Source organism: Streptosporangium sp. DT93 (genome assembly GCF_049844535.1).
Lineage (GTDB): Bacteria > Actinomycetota > Actinomycetes > Streptosporangiales > Streptosporangiaceae > Streptosporangium.
The window spans coordinates 554,949-577,226 of the sequence record NZ_JBNCLF010000002.1 but is presented as its reverse complement, the minus strand read 5'-3'; the positions used below and the strand labels follow the sequence as shown (position 1 = coordinate 577,226).

Annotated in this window: 18 protein-coding genes and 1 pseudogene; 9 read left to right on the top strand and 10 right to left on the bottom strand. The window is 72.3% G+C overall.

All coding sequences use genetic code 11. The features are described 5' to 3' along the window. Window positions 1–34: 34 nt before the first annotated feature. From ACLQ2R_RS07745 to ACLQ2R_RS07735, 3 genes are all read right to left on the bottom strand, one after another. Entirely contained in the window at window positions 35–955 is a 921-nt protein-coding gene (locus tag ACLQ2R_RS07745) for an NAD-dependent epimerase/dehydratase family protein (protein WP_425958643.1), read from the bottom strand. Beyond that, a complete protein-coding gene (locus ACLQ2R_RS07740) occupies window positions 955–3,663 on the bottom strand; it encodes an AAA family ATPase (protein WP_425958672.1) in 2,709 nt (902 codons plus the stop codon). The genes ACLQ2R_RS07745 and ACLQ2R_RS07740 overlap by 1 nt, the downstream gene beginning before the upstream one ends. Window positions 3,664–4,254: 591 nt before the next feature. Next, window positions 4,255–5,004, bottom strand: a complete 750-nt coding sequence (locus ACLQ2R_RS07735) for a thioesterase II family protein (protein WP_425958642.1) — start codon at window positions 5,002–5,004, stop codon at window positions 4,255–4,257. 783 nt (window positions 5,005–5,787) lie between these two features. On the opposite strand from ACLQ2R_RS07735, the gene ACLQ2R_RS07730 reads away from it, so the two are divergent. The 4 genes and pseudogenes from ACLQ2R_RS07730 to ACLQ2R_RS07715 all read left to right on the top strand — a co-directional run bounded on the left by ACLQ2R_RS07730 (window position 5,788) and on the right by ACLQ2R_RS07715 (window position 9,698). Further along, entirely contained in the window at window positions 5,788–6,855 is a 1,068-nt protein-coding gene (locus ACLQ2R_RS07730; RefSeq protein WP_425958641.1) for a glucose-1-phosphate thymidylyltransferase, read from the top strand. A 90-nt stretch (window positions 6,856–6,945) separates the two neighbouring features. Beyond that, a pseudogene (locus ACLQ2R_RS07725) lies at window positions 6,946–7,191 on the top strand (hypothetical protein); the annotation flags it as partial. A 445-nt stretch (window positions 7,192–7,636) separates the two neighbouring features. Next, window positions 7,637–8,377: an alpha/beta hydrolase gene (locus tag ACLQ2R_RS07720; RefSeq protein WP_425958640.1), complete on the top strand. Its 741-nt coding sequence runs from the start codon at window positions 7,637–7,639 to the stop codon at window positions 8,375–8,377. Then, a complete protein-coding gene (locus tag ACLQ2R_RS07715) occupies window positions 8,370–9,698 on the top strand; it encodes an acyltransferase family protein (RefSeq protein ID WP_425958639.1) in 1,329 nt (442 codons plus the stop codon). Before ACLQ2R_RS07720 ends, ACLQ2R_RS07715 begins: the two co-directional genes overlap by 8 nt. Here ACLQ2R_RS07715 and ACLQ2R_RS07710 read toward each other — a convergent pair. Next, on the bottom strand, window positions 9,688–10,116 hold the full coding sequence (locus ACLQ2R_RS07710) for a hypothetical protein (protein WP_425958638.1): 429 nt from the start codon (window positions 10,114–10,116) through the stop codon (window positions 9,688–9,690). The two genes, ACLQ2R_RS07715 and ACLQ2R_RS07710, sit on opposite strands and share 11 nt — an antisense overlap. Window positions 10,117–10,456: 340 nt before the next feature. On the opposite strand from ACLQ2R_RS07710, the gene ACLQ2R_RS07705 reads away from it, so the two are divergent. From ACLQ2R_RS07705 to ACLQ2R_RS07690, 4 genes are all read left to right on the top strand, one after another. Beyond that, on the top strand, window positions 10,457–11,110 hold the full coding sequence (locus ACLQ2R_RS07705; protein WP_425958637.1) for a heme oxygenase (biliverdin-producing): 654 nt from the start codon (window positions 10,457–10,459) through the stop codon (window positions 11,108–11,110). A 33-nt stretch (window positions 11,111–11,143) separates the two neighbouring features. After that, complete coding sequence (locus tag ACLQ2R_RS07700) at window positions 11,144–11,752, top strand: TetR/AcrR family transcriptional regulator (protein ID WP_425958636.1); 609 nt, start codon at window positions 11,144–11,146, stop codon at window positions 11,750–11,752. 228 nt (window positions 11,753–11,980) lie between these two features. Beyond that, on the top strand, window positions 11,981–12,307 hold the full coding sequence (locus ACLQ2R_RS07695) for a hypothetical protein (RefSeq protein WP_425958635.1): 327 nt from the start codon (window positions 11,981–11,983) through the stop codon (window positions 12,305–12,307). Window positions 12,308–12,608: 301 nt separating this feature from the next. Beyond that, window positions 12,609–13,682, top strand: coding sequence for a DUF6745 domain-containing protein (locus tag ACLQ2R_RS07690; RefSeq protein ID WP_425958634.1), 1,074 nt, complete (start codon window positions 12,609–12,611; stop codon window positions 13,680–13,682). A gap of 102 nt (window positions 13,683–13,784) precedes the next feature. On the opposite strand, the gene ACLQ2R_RS07685 is transcribed toward ACLQ2R_RS07690, so the two are convergent. Genes ACLQ2R_RS07685 through ACLQ2R_RS07665 form a run of 5 tightly spaced genes read right to left on the bottom strand, consistent with a single transcriptional unit; the run spans window position 13,785 to window position 19,297 of the window. After that, window positions 13,785–14,720 (bottom strand): STM4011 family radical SAM protein, encoded by a 936-nt coding sequence (locus ACLQ2R_RS07685; protein ID WP_425958633.1) that lies wholly within the window; start codon window positions 14,718–14,720, stop codon window positions 13,785–13,787. Between the two features lie 5 nt (window positions 14,721–14,725). Further along, on the bottom strand, window positions 14,726–16,204 hold the full coding sequence (locus ACLQ2R_RS07680) for an STM4012 family radical SAM protein (RefSeq protein WP_425958632.1): 1,479 nt from the start codon (window positions 16,202–16,204) through the stop codon (window positions 14,726–14,728). Further along, window positions 16,195–17,001: an STM4013/SEN3800 family hydrolase gene (locus tag ACLQ2R_RS07675; RefSeq protein WP_425958671.1), complete on the bottom strand. Its 807-nt coding sequence runs from the start codon at window positions 16,999–17,001 to the stop codon at window positions 16,195–16,197. The genes ACLQ2R_RS07680 and ACLQ2R_RS07675 overlap by 10 nt, the downstream gene beginning before the upstream one ends. Then, complete coding sequence (locus ACLQ2R_RS07670) at window positions 16,998–18,344, bottom strand: STM4014 family protein (RefSeq protein WP_425958631.1); 1,347 nt, start codon at window positions 18,342–18,344, stop codon at window positions 16,998–17,000. The genes ACLQ2R_RS07675 and ACLQ2R_RS07670 overlap by 4 nt, the downstream gene beginning before the upstream one ends. Beyond that, a complete protein-coding gene (locus ACLQ2R_RS07665) occupies window positions 18,341–19,297 on the bottom strand; it encodes an STM4015 family protein (protein ID WP_425958630.1) in 957 nt (318 codons plus the stop codon). Before ACLQ2R_RS07665 ends, ACLQ2R_RS07670 begins: the two co-directional genes overlap by 4 nt. Window positions 19,298–19,409: 112 nt before the next feature. On the opposite strand from ACLQ2R_RS07665, the gene ACLQ2R_RS07660 reads away from it, so the two are divergent. Next, entirely contained in the window at window positions 19,410–20,837 is a 1,428-nt protein-coding gene (locus tag ACLQ2R_RS07660) for an MFS transporter (RefSeq protein ID WP_425958629.1), read from the top strand. 138 nt (window positions 20,838–20,975) lie between these two features. On the opposite strand, the gene ACLQ2R_RS07655 is transcribed toward ACLQ2R_RS07660, so the two are convergent. Next, on the bottom strand, window positions 20,976–22,205 hold the full coding sequence (locus ACLQ2R_RS07655; RefSeq protein WP_425958628.1) for a cytochrome P450: 1,230 nt from the start codon (window positions 22,203–22,205) through the stop codon (window positions 20,976–20,978). Window positions 22,206–22,278 lie beyond the last annotated feature (73 nt).

Here is a 22,278-nt window from a genome sequence, read left to right as displayed (position 1 = left end):
CCCGGCGGGTCCACCGGTTGCGCGACCGGCCCGGTTACGCGGTGAAGTCCTCCCAGAAGGCGCGGACCGTCTCCGGCAGAGTACGGCGGGGCTTCCAGCCCAGCAGCCCGGTCGCGCCGGCGAGGTCGGCCTGGAACCAGTCGAGCTCCCCCCGGGGCGTCGCACCGGCGTCGGGCCGTTCCACGATCCGGACGGGAACACCGCTGACCGAGATCAGCAGGTCGACGAGCGTCCTGACGCCGACCGCCTCACCGCGGCCGATGTTCACCACCCCGGACGCCTCCGCCCCCGCGGCGAGCACCACGGCCTCGGCGACGTCCCGGACGTCGACGAAGTCGCGCCGCGCCCGCAGGGGGGCCAGCTCGACGGCCGCGACCCGCCCGCGGTTCCTGGCCTCGGCGAGCTCGGTGGCGACCTGCCCGAGCAGGCTGACCGTGGGCACCCCCGGGCCGATCACATTGGACAGGCGAAGCACCATGGCGTCCACGGAGGACTCGACGACGGCCCTCGTCGCGGCGAGTTTCGTCCGGCCGTAGGCGGTCACGGGCCGGGTGGGCACGTCCGTGCCGACGGGCACGCCCACCTCGACCGGTCCGTACTCCAGCACCGAGCCGAGCTGCACCAGCCTCGGGCTCGGGTTCAGCAGGGACAACGCCGCGACGAGGCGCGTCGTCACGGCGTGGTTGGCCGACTCCATCTCCCGCTCGGTCACGCCCCACACCCCGCCGATCGCGTTGACCACGACGGCGGGACGCACCGTGGACAGCAGCGACGCCAGCCGGGCGGGCGGTGTCGTCGCCAGGTCGGCCGACACCCGGCGGTGACCCGGCACCCGGTGGTGACCCGCCGCCGGAGCGCGGGCCACCACCAGGACCGAGTACCCCTCGCGCGCCATCGCCGTGGTGATGTGCCGTCCGATGAAGCCGTCACCGCCCAGGATCACCGCGCCCGGCATCAGGCGATCTCGGCGGTGCCGGCTTCGACGTGCATCGGAAGCTCCTCCCGGTTGCGGATGCTCAGTTTCCGGTAGACGCGCGTCAGATGCTGCTCGACCGTGCTCACCGTGACGTACAGCTTCTCCGCGATCTCCCGGTTGCTGTAGCCGAGCGCCGCGAGGGACGCCACCCGGCGCTCGGAGTCGCTGAGGGTCGCGAAGTAGTCGTCCTTGGGCGTCCGCCGCCGTTGCTGCTTCGTCCCCGGCACATACGCCGTGAGCAACTTCTGGCAGAGCTCCTCGGCGTTGCAGCTCTTGGCGATCCGCTGCGCCCTGCGTGCCACGGTCCGCGCGTACGCCTTGTCCCCCAGCTGCTGGTAGATCTCGCTCATGTCGGCCAGCACGTGCGCGCTCTCGTACCGGTCGTTGCCGATCTGCAGCATCTGCAACGCGCCCTGCAGGGTCGCCAGCCGCTCGTCGGCCGTCTGCAGCACGGCCATCCTGCGCATGGTCATCCCCCGCGCCCGGAACAGGTCCGGGTTGAGCAGGTCGAGCTGCCCGGTGATGAACTCCCCGGCGCGGTCACGGTCGCCGCTGGCCATCCACGCGTCCGCGGCGCCGACGCGCCACGGGGCGAGCGCGGCGGAGTCGAGGTTCCACGCCGTCATCCGCTCGCCGCACGCCATGAAGTCGGCCAGCGCCGCGGGCGTGCGGCCGCCGGCCAGATGATGGCGGCCACGCGCGTACAGGTAGTGCAGGCCCGCGCGGGTCTGCAGCAGCTCCGGCAGGATGGGACGGGCGAACAACCGCGCCGCCGCGTCGTGGTCACCGGCCGAGGTGTGCGCCTCCGCCAGCGTGGCGAGCACGAGCACGGCGTTGGCGCTCCAGCTGTGGTCGGCCATCAGCGCCAGTGCCGTCTCGCCGTGTTTCACCGCCGCGCCCAGCTGGCCGGTACGCAACGCGACCAGCGCGTTCAGGCCGCTGATCAGCGACGCCCACACGGGTTCGCCGCTGCCGCCCAGCTCGGCGGCGAACCGCTCGCACCAGTTCGCGGCGGTGTCCAGCAGGTCGGAGTAGATCAGCGCGAGGATCGCCGGCTCGACCACCCGCACCGCGTCCGGTCCGCGGCCCGCGTTCTGCAGGACCTGCTCGGCCTGGGCGATCGTGTGCTCGTCGGCGTTCTGGGCCAGCACGGTCGCCAGCGACTCGGCCGCCTGCAGGGCGGGCGAGTAGGTCGCCGGGGCCGGCAGCTCGTCCACCGCGGACAGGTCGGCGTGCTGCAGCAGGCCGGGATAGCCGGTCGAGAGGACCAGCCGGACGAAGCGTCGCGCCGGTCCGTCGATGCGGTCGATCACCTCGAGCGCGTCGTCGAACCGGAGGTTCCACAACAACAGCTCGGCGACCCTGACCTTGTCGTCACCGGTGATCATGCCGGTCAGCGCCGGCGCTTTCAGCGACAGCAGCCGCGACCCCGACGACGCCGGCTCGATCAGCCAGTACAGCGCGGCCACCTGGGTCTTGAGAGAGTAGCGCTGACGCTGGTCGGCGCAGCACTCGGCGGCGAACCGCAGGTACTCGACGGCCCTGCGGGTGTCGTTTCCGGCCAGGGCGGACTCCGCCGCGCTGCGCAGTATCGGCAACACCCAGTCCTGCGGGAACGGGTCTACCTCAAGCAGCTGGTCGGCCACGACCGATGACGGGACGCCCTCCTCGTGCAGCAGCTGGGCCGCGCGGTAGCGCAGCTTGACGGCCTCGTCGGCGGGGATGTTCTCCAGGATGACCGTCCGCACGGCCTCATGCCGGAACCCGTTGCCGTCCAGCACGCCTGCCGCGGTGAGTTTCCCCACCACCCGCCGCGTCACCGTGATGTGCATGTCGATCAACCGGCTCAGCACGAGCATGTTGCTCGAGTCGCGCAGCACGGCGATGCCGTCGGCGACGCGCACCGCGAGCGGGCCGAGCCTGCGCACGCACATCCGGATCGCCTCGCGGAACCGCGGCCCGGCCGGGTCGTCGCCCACCGGGTACGGGCCGTTCGGCGCCTCCGCGAGCATCGCGCTGACCAGCATCGGGTTGCCGCCGCTGACCTGGTGGTAGACCCGGGCGAGGTCGGTGGCCTCGTGCTCGTCCATCGTGGTGCCGGCGTGCTCGGCGATCATTTCGGCCACGCCGCCCGGGGACAGCGAATCGATCTGGACCCGCCGCACGTCCGACCGATACACGAAGTCCTCGAGCATGGCCAGCGGTTCCTGGTCGAGCTGCTGCTCCCAGGTGAAGACGATCCCGAACGGCCTGCCGCGCAGCCCCTGCTCAAGGTACTGCAGGCAACGCAGCGACTCGATGTCGATGAACTGGACGTCGTCGACCGCGACCATGACCGGGCCGAACTCGGTCAGCCGGTTGACCGCCTGGAAGGTCACCCGCGCCACGTGGATGAAGCTCTGGCGTGTCGTGGCCGATTCCAGGTCCGATCTGAGCGTGGGCGGAAGGGCCGGCCCCATGGAGTCGAGCAGTTTCCCGAGCACGCTGTAGGGGATCTTTTGCTCACCCCGCAGGGCGATCCCGCCGACCACCATCGCGCCTTCGTCCGCCGCCCGTTCACTGAAATCGCGTAAGAGCGTGCTCTTGCCCATTCCAGGAGATCCGTTGATGACTACGACTACGTTTTTCCCAGCCGACATTTCCTCCATGACATCATTAAGCCGGTTTATTAATCTCGCACGTTCCACCACCAACAACGACGGTCACCCCTTTTAGTTCAGGTCCCCTTGAACCGCACGTGCTCCCGTTCGGCGTCCAACGGGGGTCGGCCAGCGCTGACCGCCCTGCCCGGCGTCCCCGTTCCTCCTGGGTCGCCGGGCCCCCAAGCTCTGCGGCGCCTCCCTGGCTCCTAGCAGGCCACGACCGCCCCGAGCGGCTCACCCCCGGAACTACCGCGTGACCTGTACACTTAACTTTTATGACATATACCTAGCGACAGGGCGATTTACTTCCGACGCCCCCCGCCCCTCAATGCTGGCATACGACGAAAATCGGCTCAAGTATCTAGAATTAGCCGACCCGCCCAGACCTTACTTACCAGGGATAGCGAGAGCAACACCCCTCGTCAGCGAGGGAGGACCGGGATGACCTGGTCTCCAGCGGGACGGGTGTTCCGCGGACGGAGGTCGCGCCGCCCGGTCCCGTGCCGGGACGCCAGGGTGGAAAGAATGGGGAGGTCGCGGGACACATAGGGGTAGCCCCTATGTGACCGAGAGCGACAGCGGGTTAACCCGCTGGAATATCCGGGCGCGTCTCCGCGCCCGGGCCGCGGGGCCGGCCTACGGCAGGTGCCGGGCGATGACGTCGGCGACGGCCTTGCCGTGCTCGACCAGGTAGAAGTGCCCGCCCCGGAAGGTGTGCATCCGGAACGCGCCGGTGGTGTGGTCACGCCACCCCTCGACCTCGTCGAGATCGGCCTTGGGGTCCTCGTCACCGGTCAGGGCGACGATGGGGCAGCCGAGCACGGGCCGTGGCCGATAGCGATAGGTCTCGACCGCGGTGTAGTCACCGCGTACGGCAGGCAGGATCATGTCCAGCACGTCCGGATCGTCCAGGACGCGGGTGTCGGTGCCGCTCAGCCCCTTCAGTTCGGCGACGATACCGTCGTCGTCCCGCAGGTGCACGCCGGGTTCCTCCCGGTGCCTCGACGGGGCACGCCTGCCGGACACCATCAACACCCCCGGCTCCGTGTCGAGCCGTTCCCTCATGCGGGTCGCCACCTCGAACGCGATCATCGCGCCCATGCTGTGGCCGAAGAACGCGACCGGCTGCTTCATGATCGGTTCGAGCGCGGCGAACACCTCGTCGGCGAACGCGTCGATCGTGGTCAGGCAGCGGTGGTGCCGCCTGTCCTGCCTTCCCGGGTACTGCAGCGCGAGCACCTGCGCGCTCGACCGCAGCATGCCGGACAGGGGTGAGAAGTAGTTGGCCGACCCGCCCGCGTGGGGAAAGCAGACAAGGAACGGGGCACGGTCCGGTCCCTCGTGAAAACGGCGGACCCATACATCGTCAAGGGAGATCTCGCGCAAGGATCGTCCTTTCGTCGGCCTCCACCCGGATCTTCCGCCCGGCGAGATCGCGGGCGGCGCCGCGGTACGGCCATGGAGAACAAGAGCGTCGTCGACCCCGCCCTCCGCAATGCCAATCCCGGCCCGAATCGGCCCGGACATCGCACTCGACAAACGTGAGACGACCATCCTCCGGTGACCACTCCACGGCACTCATTGAATTCACCGGATGCCCTGAATCGTTGCAACAATATCCCGCGCCTCCGGCGCCCCGCCCCCACTAACTCCCCGACATCTTCGATCGGGACCCCACTCCTCTCACGTGGCCCCGGCCGCTTCGGCGCGAGGTGCCGGAGCCCCTCCCCCGGACGCCGCTCCGGTAGCGGCGCATCCCGCGAGGGTCACCGGCGCCGGAACACCGCGACCGGCCGCCCCCTCGCACGCCGGCCGGCGCGTCGAGGCGGACCCGAAACGGATTCGGCGTAGCGCCGAAAAGGACGGCGGAGAAAGCGGCCGGCCCGAAACTGCCGCCGATAATGCGTGGACAGCGGGGAAAGGCGGTCCTGATAATTCTGGTGACCGGGGGGCGTGACATGGCACCCCGCCGATACCGGACACGGCGTCGGCCGACAGGAGCGCTTTTCCCCTCGGAGAGGCCTGATCGCTTTGCGGCCGCCGTTCACCTCATTCACCTCGAAGACCCGATTCGTGAGCGAGGTCCCGCTCTTGTGAACCGTCGCGGGACCGCCGTGCCGCGTTTCCTTCCCGGCCCGAAGGCCGGGATCCCCACGCTGGAGGTACTCGATGAAGGCACTGGTACTCGCCGGGGGCTCGGGGACGCGGCTGCGGCCGATCACCCACACCTCGGCCAAGCAACTCGTCCCGGTGGCCAACAAGCCGGTGCTCTTCTACGGGCTGGAGGCCATCGCCGAAGCGGGAATCCACGACGTCGGCATCGTGGTCGGCGAGACCCACGCCGAGATCGAGGCCGCGGTCGGCGACGGTTCCCGGTTCGGCCTGCGCGTGACCTACCTTCGGCAGGAGGCGCCGCTGGGACTCGCGCACGCCGTCCTCATCGCCCGCGACTATCTCGGCGAGGACGACTTCGTGATGTACCTCGGTGACAACTTCATCGTCGGCGGCATCAGCGACCTCGTCTCCTCCTTCGAACAGGACCGGCCCACCGCACGGATCATGCTGACCCGGGTGGCCGACCCGGCCCAGTTCGGCGTGGCGGAGCTCGACCGGAACGGCAGGGTCGTGGGCCTGGAGGAGAAACCCGAGGTGCCCAAGTCCGACCTGGCGCTGGTGGGTGTGTTCCTCTTCACCGCTGCGGCGCACGAGGCGGTGGTCGAGCTGAAGCCGTCCTGGCGAGGCGAACTGGAGATCACCGACGCGCTGCAGTGGCTGATCGACGAGGGACACCGCGTCGAGGCGACCGTGATCTCCGGCTACTGGAAGGACACCGGCAACGTCACCGACATGCTGGAGGCGAACCGGCTGGTGCTGGAGTCGGTGGAGAGCCGGCTGGACGGCGAGGTGGACGCCGCCAGCGACCTGATCGGCCGGGTGGTGGTCGAGGAGGGCGCGTCGGTGACGCGCTCGCGGATCGTCGGCCCGGTCATCGTCGGAGCCGGAACCCGGGTCAGCAACAGCTACGTCGGCCCCTTCACCTCCATCGGCGCGAACTGCGCGATCATCGACAGCGAGGTGGAGTACTCCATCATCCTGCCGAAGGCGTCCATCTCCGGCGCGCGCCGTATCGAGGCCTCGCTCATCGGCCACTACGCCGAGGTCACGCCCGCGCCCGACACCCCCAAGGCGCACCGCCTCGTCCTCGGTGATCACAGCAAGGTGCAGATAAGCTCCTGACCTCCTTCCCCTCGTGAACGAGGAGGATGACCGCGCTCGCCGTACGCGGCGTCGGAGGCGGGCGGCGACCTCGTCGCCCGCGCCTACGCGGTCGCCTACGGCCTGAACGTCTCCATCACCGGGTGCGGCAACACCTACGGTCCTCACCAGTATCCGGAGAAGGTCATCCCGCTTTCATCACGCGCCTGCTGCGCGGCGGCAAGGTCCCGCCGTACGGCGACGGCGGCGACGTGCGGGACCGGGTCCGTGTCGAGGACCACTGCGCCGGCATCCGTCCGGTCGCCGAGAAGGGCGAGCCGGCCGAGGTGTGCCACATCGCCGGTACGGCCGAACTGAGCAACGTGGAGCCGACCGGCCGCCTGCTGGAGGCGATCGGCGCGGGTCGGGACATGGTGGAACACGTTCCGGACCGTAAGGGCCACGACCGCCGCTACTCGCCGGGCGACTCCAGACTGCGCGCGCTCGGTTGTCGTCCCCGCGTCCCGTTCGAGGAGGGCCTGGAGAGCACCATCCGCTGGTACGCCACGCACCGGGAGTGGTGGGAGCGGCTCGACCCCGGTGTCGTGCCGGTCCCCTGAGCCGTCCGCCGCTCCACCGTCCCTCCACGCCCGGCCGATCGTTTCGCCGGCCGGGTGCGTCACCGTACCCCTCCACGGTGGCGTTTCTCCGGCGCCCTCGCTCCCCGGAGGGACGGGAGAGGTGAGCGCCTCGGAGTGACGCGGGTTACAGGCCCCGGTTCCTAGCGTTCTGTCCGGTCCTTCAGCCCGGACAGGAGGCTCGTATGTTCCGCCGTACGTTCGCCGTGGCCACCGCCGCGGCACTCGCCTACACGACGGTCCCCCCGCCCTCGGGCGACCGGATGGTGCGGGTCTACGGCGACCTCGGCGCGGCCGAGCACGTCGCGGTCGTCGTCCCCGGCTCCGACACCACGGCGGCCACCTTCGACGGCGGCAGGGCCAAGCCCTACAGCACGCCGGGCGGCGGGGCGCGGGCGCTGCTGGCCGAGGCGCGAGCACTGGATCCGAAGGCCAGGCTGGCGGTGGTCGCCTGGCTCGGCTACGACAGCCCGGCGACGCTCAGCCTCGGCGTGGTGACCGGCGGAGCCGCCGGAAGAGGAGCCCCCGACCTGCGGCGGTACGTCACCGGGACGCTCGCGGGGAAACGGGTCAGCCTGCTGTGCCACAGCTACGGATCCGTCGTGTGCGCCAAGGCCGCCCCGGGCGCCGGTGTCGCGGACGTGGCCGTTTTCGGCAGTCCCGGCCTGGACGTCTCCCCTGCCGACGGGATGGGCGGCGCCCGGTTGTGGGCCGGCGGCGGCAGCCGCGACTGGATGCGGAGGGTTCCCAAGACGCGGATCGGGCCCATCGGGTTCGGTCCCGATCCGATGGGCCCGGCCTTCGGCGCCCGGCCGTTCGCGGCGGGCACCGCCGGTCACGGCGACTACTTCGCGCCGGGAGGGGTCTCCCTGCGCAACCTGACGCTGATCGCCCTCGGCCGGACGGGCGAGGTGACCCGTGGCTGACCTCGTGGCCCGGATCGAGGCGGCCACCCCGTCCGGCCGGGACCGGGGCGTGGACGCGCTGCGCGCGCTGGCGATCCTCGGGGTGGTCGCCGGGCACTGGCTGGTCACGGCCTGGGTGCACGCCCCCGGCGGGAGGGTCCGCCTGTCCAGCCCGCTCGCCCACCTGCCCGCGCTCACCCCGGCCTCCTGGGTGCTGCAGACGCTGGCGGTCTTCTTCTTCGTGGGCGGTTACGCCGCCGCCAGGAGCCTGCGCCCTTCCACGCACCGCCCCGAGGCCCCTGAGCACCTCGACCGCCCCGAGGCCCCTGATCGCCCTGAGGTCCCCGGGACCCCTGGGCGCCTCGACCGCTCCGGTCGACCGGGGGGCAGGATGCGCAGGCTGCTGGCGCCGACGGTGCCGCTCCTGCTGGTGTGGGCGGGGATCGCGGCCGGGATGGCGCTGCGCGGCACCTCGGTGGAGACGATCCGGGCGATGGCGCTCCCCGCGGTCGGGCCGCTGTGGTTCCTGGCCGTCTTCGCCGCGCTGACCGCGGCCGCCCCGCTGCTGCTGCGCGCCCACCCGGGCGTCACGGCCGCGGTGGCGTTCGCGGTCGTGCTCGGGACGGACCTGGTCCGCTTCGGGCTCGGCGGCCCGGCCTGGGCGGGGTGGGTGAATCTGGTGGCCGCCTGGCTGGTTCCGTACGCGCTCGGGATCGCCCTGGCGGGCGGGCTGCTCTCCTCGCGCCGGGTGGCGGCGGCGCTGCTGGCAGGTGGGGCGGCCGGTGCGGCGGCGCTGGTCGCGGGCTTCGGGTACCCGGCGAGCATGGTGGGGGTGACCGGTGCGGCCCTGTCCAACCTCGGCCCTCCCACGCTCGCCGTGACCTGCTTCGGGCTGGCCCAGGTGGGACTGGCTCTGCTGGTACGCGAACCGTTGGCCCGGCTGATGCGCCGTCCCCGGGTGTGGGCGGCGGTGGCGCTGGTCAACCTCTCGGCGATGACGATCTTCCTGTGGCACCAGACCGCGCCGTCGCTGGTCGCCCTGGCGGCGCTGCGCCTCGGTGACGTCCCCGGCCTGCTCGGCCTGCCCGCCGAACCGGCCTGGCTCGCGTACCGGCTGGCCTGGCTCCCGGTGTTCGCGGCGGTTCTCGCGCTCGCCTGGCTTCCACGGCAGACGCCGAGACGGCCGACGCCGACGCCGACAGGAACGATGGCGAAAGAGGCGACGGCGAGAAAGGCGGCATCGAGAGGGACGACGGTGAGAGAACAGGGGCGGGGAGGGGCCTCCTGGGCCGGGGGACGCGCCTCGGGAGACGAAGGCCCTTGGACGGGCCTCAGGAGGTGAAGGCGTACTCGCCGTTCTCCTCGTCCCAGATCAGCGTCTGGTCGTCGACGTGGACGTCCCACCCGGTGTCCGGCAGGGCGGATCTGAGCCGTCCGAGCGTGGAGCCCATGTAGTGCTCGAGCTGGGCGAGCATGGGCTCGATCCCGCAGTCGCCGTGGGAGACCTTGGTGGAGCCCTCCAGGATCACGCCGGGCTTCCCGGGCCCGTCCACGGCGTAGAAGCCGAACTCCTCGGCGATCTCCCCCGCGTCCGTGACGTACTCCGGGACGATCCCCTCCTCCTTCCAGCCCGGCAGGCTCCGGTTCAGCCGCTCGGACAGTTCCCGGTTCTCCTCGTCCAGGATCTCGGCGATCCGGCCCCGTTCCCGCTCGTCGAGCGCGTGTTCGCGGCGCGCGGTGTAGTAGATCGAGATTCCCATGTCATGTCTCCTCGCAGGGCCGTCCCCGGCCCGCCGACCCCTACCGGACCGCCGCGGACCACCACGTCGGGGAACGGACCGGGTGGCGCGGCGAGCCGTCGACGGGAGCCGGGTGCTCGCCGTCGGACACCCGACCCTCTCATGACCTCTTCCCCTCCCCCACGCCGTGGGGGCCGCGCTCCCCCCGCGTGCCCTCTCCGTCCCGTTCCCGGCCTCGCCTTCGCCGTGGGAGTGGTGAGACCGGATGACCGGGGGTACGGGGCCTGCGTCGTCGGCTTGACGGGGCGACGAGGTTTTTGTGACACTGTGTCATAAATTTTCTCTCGTTGCGGAGTGATGAATGAGCGAGCCGCCGTTCTCCGAAGTCCTCAGGAACGCCACCTGGAGCGATCACGAGTCCGCCGAGGACGAGAGCTACCTCAAGGCGCTGATGGCGGGCCGGCTCGGCCCCGAGGCCTACGGTGAGATGGTCGCCCAGCACTACTTCGCGTACGTGGCCCTGGAGAGCGCCTCCCGCTCGCTGGCCGCCGATCCCGTCGCGGCGCCGTTCGTCGTTCCCGAGCTCTACCGCGAGGAGGCGCTCGTCCGCGACCTGGAGACGATCTACGGCTCCGGCTGGCGGTCCAGGATCGCGCCCTCCAAGCCGACCCTGACCCTGGTGGCCCGCATCAACCAGGTCGCGACCTGGCCGGGGGGTTACGTCGCCCACCACTACACCCGCTACATGGGCGACCTGTCGGGCGGGCAGTTCATCCGGATCGAGCTGGAGAAGATCTACGGCTACGAGCCGGGCGGCGGCGTCGACTTCTACCGCTTCGACGGGATCGGCAGCCTGCCCCGCTTCAAGAACGACTACCGGGCCAAACTGGACGCGTTGCCGCTGGACGAGGCCGAGAAGCGGCGCCTGATCCGCGAGACCAGGCTGGCCTACCTGCTGAACACCGAGGTCCTGGGCGAGCTCGCCCGCGTGACCAGGCCGGAGTACGCGGCCTGACCACACGCTCCGGCGCTGTGCCACCATGGGGCCATGCCCCGGATTTCGGCCGCCACCGTCGGCGAGCACCGCGCCCAGACCCGGGAGCGCATCCTGCGGGCGGTCTCGAAGCTCTCCCGTGACCAGGGCATCGACGCCGTCTCCATGACCGACGTGGCCGGCGAGGCCCGGATCACCCGCACCGTGCTGTACAACTACTTCCCCGACAAGGCGGCGCTGCTGCTCGCCTTCACCGAGCGGGTGACGCACTACTTCATCGAGAGCTACGAGCGGGAGCTGCCGGACCGGGCCACGCCCGCCGAGCGGCTGCGGGTGTTCGTCAGGCTTCAGCTCGACGGGCTGCTCGCCCACCCCCATCCCGGCCCCGCCGACCTGTCCGCCGCCCTGGGTCCGGACGCCTACCAGCGCCTGGCCGACCATGTCGAGCCGATGCAGCGCATCCTGACCGGTATCATCGACAGCGGCGTGGCCTCCGGTGACTTCCGGACCCCCGACGTGGCCGCCACCGCCCGGATGATCCTCGCCGTCATCGGCGCCGAACGGGTTCCGCTGCTCAGCGGCACGGTGACGCCGCAGGGGGCCGAGAAGGTCGTCTCGGGCTTCGTGCTGCGCGGCCTGGGCGCCCACGAGGCGCCCGCCTGACACCCCTCTTCGGGCGGTCCTCCTCCCCGGGTTCCCCCGGAAACCGGACGGAGCGGGGACGGCGGGCCCGACAGGTGACGGCGTGGAGGCGAGTATGCCGTCGGGCCCCGGCGGGCGAACGGGTGGTGGATGACACCGGAGGCGCGGAACGGCGGCCGGGCGACGACGGCGGGGAAATGTCGGTGGGGGCGGCTAGTTTTTCCTCGACCCCCGACGCAAGGAGCCCAGATGTACCGCCAGGGAGACGTGCTGATCATCCCCGTCCCGGAGGAGGCGGTGCCCGCCGCCGCCCTGTCGTCACCGTCGGTGCCGCGCGACGCCCGGGGGCGCCTGGTGCTGGCCCTGGGTGAGGCCACCGGCCACGCGCACGCGGTGGTCGGCCCCGGCACCCTGGTGCGCGGCCTGCGCCCGATGGACCCCGACTTCCTGCACGTCCCCTCGGGCGGGCGCGTCGTGCACGAGGAGCACGGGGCGATCCCGCTTCCCAGGGGGTGGTACCGCGTGCAGCGCCAGCGCGAGTACGTTCCGGGCGCCTTCCGCATCGTCGCCGACTGACCCCGCCCGGCGGGTCTGTCAAGCCGCCCTGTCCGGCCGACCCGCCCCACCCGACCGGCCTGTTGAACCACCTGCCCCCCACCGGGCCGCCCCGCCCGACCGGCCTGTTGAACCACCTGCCCCCCACCGGGCCGGTCCCGCCCGACCGGCCTGTCGTGCCCGCCCTGTTCACCCGACCGCCCCGTCCGGCCGATCCCGCCCGATCGACCGGTCAGGCCGGTCCCGCTCGACCAGCCCTCCCGCTCGACCAGCCCTCCCGGCCGATCCCGCCCGACCGGCCCGCCCACCCCAGGAGCACACGTTGACCGCCATCACCCAGACCTCCGCCCCCGTCGGGCCGGCCGGGCTCCTCACGGCCGGGACCGCCGAGTCGCTGACGGCCGCCGCACTCCGCTGGGAGGAGGTGGCCTTCCGCAAGGGACCGGCCGAACGGCCCGCGGCCGAGGAGGGCGTGCGGCTGGCCTACCGGATCGGCGGGCTGCCCGAGCCCGAGAAGATCGTCTGGGTCGACTCCCCCGCGGCGGCTGCCAGGGCGATCGTCACGCTCGGCGCCGGAAGGCCGGTCCGCGACGCGGTGCGGACCAAGCCCTGGGAGCGTGCCAGGGCCGAGGTGCACACCGCACTCGGCAGCACGTCCTGGCCGCTGGCCTGGTCGCTGACCGGTGACCGGCTCTGGCGGCCGGTCAACCGGCTGGTCACCCAGATCCGCAGGGCCGTGGCCGCGTCGGAGGAGTCGGAGACCGCCGGGGCGGCGCTGCGCGCCTCGACGCTCGACGCCGTGCTCGGCCAGCACGACGCGCCGTGGCTCTCGCTGTTCGACGCGCTGGGCCGCCCCGAGGTGGAGGGGCTGGTCCGGGTGGCGGAGGCGGCGGGCTGGTGGTGGCCGTTCGAACGCGTGGCGCTGATCTGCGAGCGCCCGGCGGAGCTGCACCGCGACGAGTCCGGCAGGCTCCACCGGGGCGAGGGCCCCGCCCTGGTCTACCCGGACGGCTTCGCCCTGCACGCCTGGCACGGCATGCCGGTCCCGGCCGATTTCGGTGCCTCCATCGCGAACCTGACCCCCGGGCGCATCCGTGCCGAGGAGAACGCCGAGCTGCGCAGGGTCATGCTGGAGCACTTCGGCTACGACCGGTACCTCGCCGAGTCCGGGGCCACCCCCGTGCACCGCGACGAGACCGGCGTCCTGTGGCGCATCGAGCTGGGCGAGGACGAGCCGGTGGTGATGGTCGAGGTGGTCAACTCCACCGCCGAGCCCGACGGCACGTTCAACCGCTACTGGCTGCGCGTCCCGCCCGCCACCAGCACCGCCCGCGAGGGCGTCGCCTGGACCTTCCAGCTCCCCGAGTCCGACTACAACCCCGAGCGCGAGACCTGAGGGGAGCCTCTCCTTCCCGGGCGGGCAGGCCCGGGAGGCCGGCCGGTTCCGCGACCGCCTCGTCTCTCGTCCGGGTGGTCCACCGGCCCGTCGGGGATCCGGTCAGCCGGGCGGCGGCCGGTCCGTCCGCGCGAGGCGGGCCGGGATCCGTTCCAGGATCCCTCCGGCGAAGACGTCGTAGAGGCCGGTCGGCTCCAGGTGCACGTAGCCGATGTGGCAGTCGCACAGTGCCGCCGGGCACGTCCTGGCGTCCGGCCGGAACGTGCCGTCGTAGAGGTTGCCGAGCACGGCCGGGACGAAGTGGCAGCGCCGCACCGTGCCGTCCCCGTCGACGGAGATCACGCTCTCTCCGGTACGGCAGGGCATCCCGGCGCTGCGGTGCGGCGTCCGGCTGTAGGAGAACAGCGGGTCGACGGCCGTCCAGGCCGCCGCCTCCTCGTCGGTGTAGAGGGTGCCCTCGGCGGCGTTCACCCACAGGTAGACCCCGGCGGGGAGGTCAGCCCGCAGGCGGCGGGCGTGGTCCAGGTGTTCGGGCAGCCCGACGACACCGACGCTGAACCGGACGCCCCGGGCCGTCAGGTCGCGGCAGCGGGTGAGGAAGCGCTCGTAGCCGACCTGGCCGGGGTGGTAGGTCACCCACAGGGCGAGCGTGTCCAGGTCGGCCTCGGCGAGCCAGCCGGGGCGGCAGCTGAAGTTGGTCTGGATGGCGACCCGGCGTACGTGCGCCAGGTGGCTCAGCTCGACCATCGCCGTGCGGTACCAGGAGCGGACCAGCCCCTCCCCCCACGGGGTGAAGAGCACCGAGACCGGATGGTCACGACCGGCCACCCAGGTGGTGAAGCGCTCCAGGGCCGCCCGGTCCAGCCTCAGCCGTTCCGGATCGTCGCGCCGCTTGGCGAACGGGCAGTAGGGGCAGTCGTAGTCGCAGCTCGCCAGCGGCCCCCGGTAGAGGATCGTCAGATGCCCCGGGTCCCGCCCGCTCGCGGACGGCACGGGGACGGATCGTCCGGGAGCCGGGAGGTCCACCGGATCGGGCATCGCGTTCACCGTTCCTGGTAGCCGGCCATCAGCGCCCGGACCCGGCCGGAGAACAGCGCCGGGCCGACCGCGTCGGAGTGGGCCAGCCCTTCGGCGGTGAGGCGGATCCACCCGGAGCGCCCGGCCGTCCCCGCACCGGGCCCCGTGCCAAGTCTCACCTCAGGTCCGGAACCAGGCCCGGCCTCCGGCCCGGCAGCAGGTTCCGCCCCACGCCCTGCATCGGGCACGGTGGCCGGCACCGCGGCGGATCCGGCACCGGGCTCTCCCCGGGTTTCCTGAGCCGGGTGCTCCAGCCAGCCCAGGGTGGCCAGGCGTTCCAGTTCCGCGCCGAAGTGGGTCTCCACCCCGGCGCCGAAGCGGTCGCGGTAGAGCGCCCGGTCCAGCCCCTCGGCCTGCAGCAGCGACTGGATCAGGTGGCGGCGGCGCCGGTCCTCCTCGTCGAGCGTGAAGCCCACGTTGGCGACCGTGAACTCCTCGGCGGGCAGCCGCACGTAGTCGTCGATGATGCCGCGCACCGCGCCGGCGCCCACCGCGTACTCGTAGGAGTAGTGCAGGTCCGAGGTGTAGGAGCGGGCGCCGCAGCCGAGACCGACCATGCCGTCGCTCTGGCAGGTGTACTCGGCCGGGGACGAGCGGCCCGGCAGCCGGAACATCCGCATCGAGACCTGCTCGTACCCGGCCGCGAGCAGGTGGTCGCGTCCCTGGCGGTAGAGGGCGAGCCGCTGGTCGTCCCAGTCGCGGGCGCGGCGTCCCAGGCCGGTCAGCGGGCGGACGTACAGGGGGTAGAGGTAGATCTCCTCCGGCTTCCAGGCGAGCGTGGCGTCCAGCGAGTACCGCCAGGACGTCTCGGTCTGCCCGTCGATGCCGTAGATCAGGTCGATGTTGAGCGTCTCGAACCCGGCCTCCCTGATCCTGCCGAGCGCCGTCTCGACCTCCTGCCGCTTCTGCGGCCTGACCGCGGCGCGGGCCTCGGCGTCGATGAAGCTCTGCACGCCGATCGAGACGCGGGTGGTGCCCCGCTCGGCGAGGACCGCCAGCCGGTCGGCCGTGGCGGTCGCCGGGGAGGTCTCCACCGCCAGCGGCACGGCCCGCAGGTCGGCCCCGGTGATCTTCTCGACGAGGTCGAACATGCGGGTCAGCTCGGCGGCGTCCAGGTAGGTCGGCGTGCCGCCGCCGATGGCCGCCGCCGCGAACCGGGGGTCGCGCAGGGCGTCCCGTACGGCACCGGCCTGGCGTGCCAGCGCGTCGAGGTAGGCGTCGACGAGCTCCTCGGGCGCGCCGGTGCGGGTGAAGAGGTTGCAGAACCCGCAGCGCATCTCGCAGAACGGGATGTGCAGGTAGAGGAAGAGGTGCCCGAGGGGCTCGTCCGCCCACACCCGCTCCAGCGAGGGACGCGGGTCGAGCGGCCGGTAGGCCGTCTTGTGCGGGTACGCGTAGACGTACCCCTGGTAGGGGCTCGCGCCCGGATTCGACGTCACCGCCATCGCCCCCGTTCCATCGTGAACTCACCGTAGGGCACGGTCCAGACGACCTCGTGGCCGATCCGGTGCCCGACGTACCCGTCCTCACCGTAGGCGGTGCCGTGATCGGAGCAGACGATCGCGTACCCCGGCCTTCTCTCGCTCATCAGCGCGAACAGCCTGCCGATGTGCCGGTCGACGTACTCCAGCGCGGCGGCGTGGCTGCGCGGGCCGTCGCCCTCCTCCGGGGTGCCCCCCGGCAGGTGGAACCAGTTGGGCTGGTGCAGCGCCGAGACGTTGACGAACAGGAAGACCGGCCCCCGCGCCCCGGCCACGGCCCGCTCGGCACACGCGATCTGCGCCTCGAACGAGGAGGGGGCGGTGACGCCGAACCCCGGCTCCCAGTGGCTCTCGGCGAACAGCGCCGGAAGCGCGGAGCCGAGCGGGGTGAGCTTGTTGAAGAACCCGACCCCTCCGACGCAGATCGTGTGGTAGCCGGCCGCGGCCAGCCCGCCGGGCAGGTCGGGCGCGTCGAACACCCAGGTGCCCGGCGCCGTGGTCTCGCTGCCGGGGAACGCCGCGGCGAACGGCCGCGGATGCGGCCCCGGAGCGGCCGGGGTCGGCAGGAATCCGGCGAGGATGGCCGCGTGCGCGGCGTAGGTGAAGCTGCCGGGGCTGTGCCGGCGCTCCCAGCGTCCGCCCGGCAGCGCCCCGGCCAGGGTGGGCAGCCTGCCGGCCGCGAGCAGCTCCTCGGCCACGTCGTGGCGGAGCGTGTCGAGCGTCACCAGCAGCAGGTCGTGGCTGCCCACGATCTCGTTCATGTCGCGCACGGGGTGACCTCCCTCCGGGCGGGCACCGCGCGAACCTGCCCCGATCGGGCCCTGTCCTGCCCGGCCCTGTCCTGCCCGGCCCTGTCCTGCGGGGCCTTTTCCTTCCGGGCCGCGTCCTTCGGTGTGTCCTGCCGGACCGGCTCCTGCTCGCCCGTGTCCTGCGGGCCCGGCTTCCGTCCCGCCGTCTCGTGCCGGGCCAGGATCGCGCGGACCTGGGCGTCGTAGGTGTCCAGGCCCTCGGCGGCGCCGGGCAGACCCTTCAGCCGCGGGAGCAGGTCGCCGAACGCGTTGACCTCGGCCACCGCGAGGCTGCGCCAGTCCACCCCGATCATGAGGTCGACCCCCACGGCCAGGCTGCCGGGGAAACAGGCGGCCGCCCGCGCGCAGACGTCCAGGGCCCGAGCCCAGCCGTCGGGGCCGAGCCCGGCCCGTACGGCGCCGAGATCACCGCGCGAGCCCCCGAGATGCAGGTTCGTCATGGGGCCGCGCCCGGCCCGGACCACCGCGTGGGTGGGCGTGCCGTCCACGACCACCACCCGCAGGTCGATCGCGCGTCCGGCCAGGCTCGCCTTGGGGAACCAGCGCTCGACGTGCAGCCCGTCCGCGGCCAGCAGGCCGACGATCAGCTCCAGGTCGCGTTCGTGCTCGTAGGAGCGCAGGCGCAGGGAGTTGTGCAACTCGCCGAGACCGAAACCGGAGCCGGAGCCAAGACCGGAGCCCGGCCCGAGGCCGGAGCCGGAACCCGGGCCTGAGGCGGCGCCCTGGGTCAGGGCCGCCGACGTCACCGCCCTGACCCTCTCGCCCCAGGCCTGCAGGGCGATGATCCCGGACGCCGACGAGCCGTGGGCCGGTTTGACGAACACCCGGTTCCACCCGGCCTCGTCCATCCGACGGCGCAGCTCCCGGTAACCCTCGACCGGCCCGGGAAGAACGGGCGGCACCGGGACCCCGGCGGCCGACAGCCGGGCATGGCAGAGCCGCTTGTCGAACATCACCGCGATCTCGCCGACGTCGGCGAGCAGCACGGCACCGGGTGTCCGGGCGACGGCCTGGCCGACCCGGGCCGCCCCGGCCACGAAGGTGGCGTACCAGCGGGCCCCGCCGCCGACCCGGGACGACTCCCCCGGCCCGCGCAGCAGTGCGTCCGTCTCGGCGTCCTCTCCCGGCGAGTCGATCCGCACGAGCGTGCCCGGCGCGAGCCTGATCTCCTCGCCGCGCAGCACGGACGTCCACGGCAGCGACGCGGGATCGGCCAGGCCGTGACGGGCGCAGGCCTCGGCGAACAGCGTGACCCGCCGCTCCCCGGGCGTGCCGACGACGGCGAGCGCGGTCACTCGGCGACCGCGATGTAGCGCCACTCGCCGTCGGGCTCCTCCTGCTCCGACACGTCGAGTTCCACCCCGCAACCGGAGAACGCGCTGTTGACGCGCTCGACCATGGCGTCGGTCATGAAGTGGTGGTGCAGGTCCAGGCGCCGCAGGTGGGTGAGCGGCTGGCCGGAGAGCAGGGCCTCGGCGCCCTCGTCGGTGAGCACGCCCATCGACTGGTCGAGCGACTCCAGCCGTGCCACCACCGGGGCCGAGGCGACCGCGGCGGCGACCTCGTCCTGGATCTCGCTGTTCTGCAGTCCCAGGTGCGCCAGGGCGGGCAGCCGCTCGCCGGACAGGATGGCCTCCAGGTCCGTCACGGTGGCGTCGCCGCCGTACTCGCTGGTGCCGAGCCACAGCTCCAGGTACTCCAGGGCGGGCAGGTCGCTCCCGGCGACCGCCCGCACCACGGCGGCGGGCAGCCCGCCCGCCTCGAAGCGCAGGATCCTGAGGTGCTCGTGCCTGACCGGCCGGAACACCAGGTCGGAGCCGCCGCGGACCTCCAGCCGCTCCAGCAGCGGGAACGCCTCCAGCAGCGGCGTGACGTCGCTCTGCCGGATCCAGGAGATCTCGCACTCCTCCGACGTCATCGCGCCCAGGAAGAGCGAGCGCAGCGCGGGCAGGCGCGCCGCGTTCTCCGCCAGCAGCCGGACGATCTCCGCGGAGGTCTCCTCGTACGCCTCGCCCCACCCGCCGATGATGATCGCCTTGACCTCGGTGGTCTCGACGGTCTCGACGAAGCGCGCGAACTGGTCGGCGAGCGTCTCCTTGGCGTCGTAGACGTCGACCGACAGGCGCCAGGCGGTCTCGCCCGCCACGGGCATCGGGGCGCCCGCCGGACGCAGCCCCTCGATGGGCAGGCCCGCGTAGCGCCCCTTGTAGAGACCGTCGACCTTGTCGTCGAACTCGCTGTAGTCCATGGCAGGCTCCCCTCGGGCTGAACGTGACAGGACCCGTCCTACCAGAGATGCACGACACTTCCGGAATCGTGCGCCTGCCCGGAGGTGCGCGAACGTCCGCGATGATGAGCGGATGGACAATGGTCATCTGCGGTTCGACTCCGCGGCGGGGCGCTGGGTCCTGCTCACCACCGTGCTCGGCTCGGGCATCGCCATGCTGGACGGAACGGTCGTCAACGTGGCCCTGCCCACGCTCGGCGCCGCCCTGGAGGCCGACATGGCCGGCCTCCAGTGGACGATCAACGCCTACACCCTCACCCTGGCGGGCCTGATCCTGCTCGGCGGCTCGCTCGGTGACCGCTACGGCAGGCGGAAGATCTTCCTGATCGGCGTGGTCTGGTTCGCCCTCGCGTCGGCCCTGTGCGGCCTGGCGCCGAACGTGGAGACGCTGATCGCGGCCCGTGCCCTCCAGGGGGTCGGGGGGGCGCTGCTCACCCCCGGCTCCCTGGCGATCATCCAGGCGTCCTTCGCGCGCGAGGACCGCCCCAGGGCCATCGGGGCGTGGTCGGGCCTGGGCGGGGTGGCCTCCGCCGTAGGCCCGCTGCTCGGCGGCTGGCTGGTGGAGACGGCCGGCTGGCGCTGGGTGTTCCTGATCAACCTGCCGCTGGCCGCGCTCGTCGTGGTGGTCGCGCTGCGGCACGTCCCCGAGAGCAGGAACCCCGGCGCGGGGGGCCGGTTCGACGTGCTCGGCGCGGCGCTGGCGGCGCTGGCGCTGGCCGGGATCACCTACGGCCTGATCGACCTGCAGGTCGTCCCGGTCGTGGTGGGCGTGCTGCTGGGCGTGGCCTTCGTCTGGCTGGAGATCAGGCGTTCACCCCGGGCGCTCGTGCCGGTCGACGTCTTCGCCTCCCGGGTGTTCACCGCGGTCAACGTCGTCACGTTCATCATGTACGCCGCCATGGGCGTGGTCTTCTTCCTGCTGGTCGTCCAGTTGCAGGTGTCGTCGGGCTTCTCGCCGCTGGCCGCCGGGTCCGCGATGATCCCGGTGACCGTCCTGATGCTGCTGCTGTCGTCGCGGGCGGGCGAGCTGGCCAGGCGTGTCGGGCCGCGGCTGCCGATGACGGCCGGCCTGGTGGTCTGCGCCGGGGCCCTGCTGCTGATGGCGCGGATCGGCCCCGGCTCGTCGTACGTGGTGGACGTCCTGCTCCCGGCGGCCCTGTTCGGCCTGGGGCTCTCGGCGGCGGTCGCGCCGCTCACCGCGACGGTGCTGGCCACCGCCGCCGAGCGTCACGCCGGGGTGGCCAGCGGCGTCAACAACGCCGTCGCCAGGACCGGCGGGCTGCTCGCGGTGGCCGCGATCCCGCCGCTGGTCGGGCTGACCGGTGACGCCCTCACGTCCCCGGTGATCTTCACCTCGGGGTTCCGCACGACGATGGTGATCAGCGCGATCATGCTGGGCCTCGCCGCGCTGATCACCTTTCTCACCATCCGGGAGAACGTGCTGACCCAGCCGGAGCCGAAGATGAACTGCCCCGTGACGACCCCCGAACCGGGCAGCTGACCCGGCGGCGACCCCGGCCGCGCGCCCCTGGCCGGGAGGACGACCGCGCACGCGGGCCAGAGCCGGGCGGCTGACCCGGCGGCGACCCCGGCCAGGGCCACCGCCGGGATGGGCGCGGGGTGTCCTGCCGGGACGTCCTCAGAAGGTGAACGCCTGCCTGCGGACGCTGTTGTCGAAGTTGGACACCAGCAGTTCCGGCTCGCCGACCGACCGGATCTCCGGCAGCCGGGTGAACAGCTCGCGGAACATGGTCCTGATCTCCTGCCGGGCGAGGTTGGCGCCCAGGCAGAAGTGCGGCCCGGGGCCGCCGAAGCCCACGTGCGGCTTGGTGTCGCGGGTGATGTCGAACCGGTCGGGGTCGGGGAAGACCGACTCGTCCCGGTTGGCAGAACCGTAGAAGAGCACGACCTTGTCCCCCGCCTTGAGCCGCAGGCCCCGCAGGTCGTGGTCCTCGGTGACGGTGCGGCGGAACTGCATGATCGGGGAGACGTACCGGACCATCTCCTCGACGGCGCCGCCGATGCGCGCGTCGAAGTCCTCGGCCAGCAGCCGCCGCTGCTCGGGGTTGTCGGTCAGCAGCTTGACGCCGTGCGCCATGGTGTTGCGGGCCGTCTCGTTGCCCGCGACCAGCAGGAGCGTGAAGAAGGAGCCCAGCTCGCGGTCGGTCAGTCTCTCGCCGTCGACGTTCGCGGTGACCAGCGCCGACACCAGGTCGCCGCGCGGCTCCCTCGCGCGTTCCTTGCCCAGGTCGATGACCAGGCGCTGCAGGGCGAGCAGCGCGAGCGTGTTCTGCGCGGCCATCCTGACGGTCTGCGCCAGGCTGGGCCGCACCCCGGAGTAGGCGGTGGAGACGTCGACGTGCCGGTGGACCCTGGCCCGCACGTCGTCGGGGACGCCCATCATGTCGCAGATGACGTGGATGGGGAGCTTCGCGGCGACCTGGCCGACGAAGTCCCCGGGCCCGGCGGCCACGACGTCGTCGACGATCCGGGCGCACGCGGCGTCGATGCCGCCCTGCAGGCCGGACAGCATCCTCGGGCTGAACGCGCGCGAGACGATGCGCCGCAGCCGGGCGTGCCGGGGGTCGTCCATGTTGACCATGGACTCGCCGAACACGTGCTTGACCCAGCCGGGCGGCTCGGGGCTGGTCACGCCGGGCTCGCTGGAGAACACCCTGGCGTTGCGGCTGGCCTCGACCACGTCGGCGTGCCGGACCAGCGCGTAGAACCCCTTGCCCGAGCGAAGCAGCGGGACCCGCTTCTCCTCGAAGAACACCGGCCGGTCCAGCTGCCGAAGCCGCGCGAAGGCCTCGTGCCGCTCCTTGAGCGGCCGCCGCCAGAATCCCAGGTCGGCCAGGTCGATTTCCATGCGCCAATCCTGGCATGTTCTCTACGCGTACCGGCCATGTCGGCGTCATGCGCCGGTGGGCTGCGGGACCGAA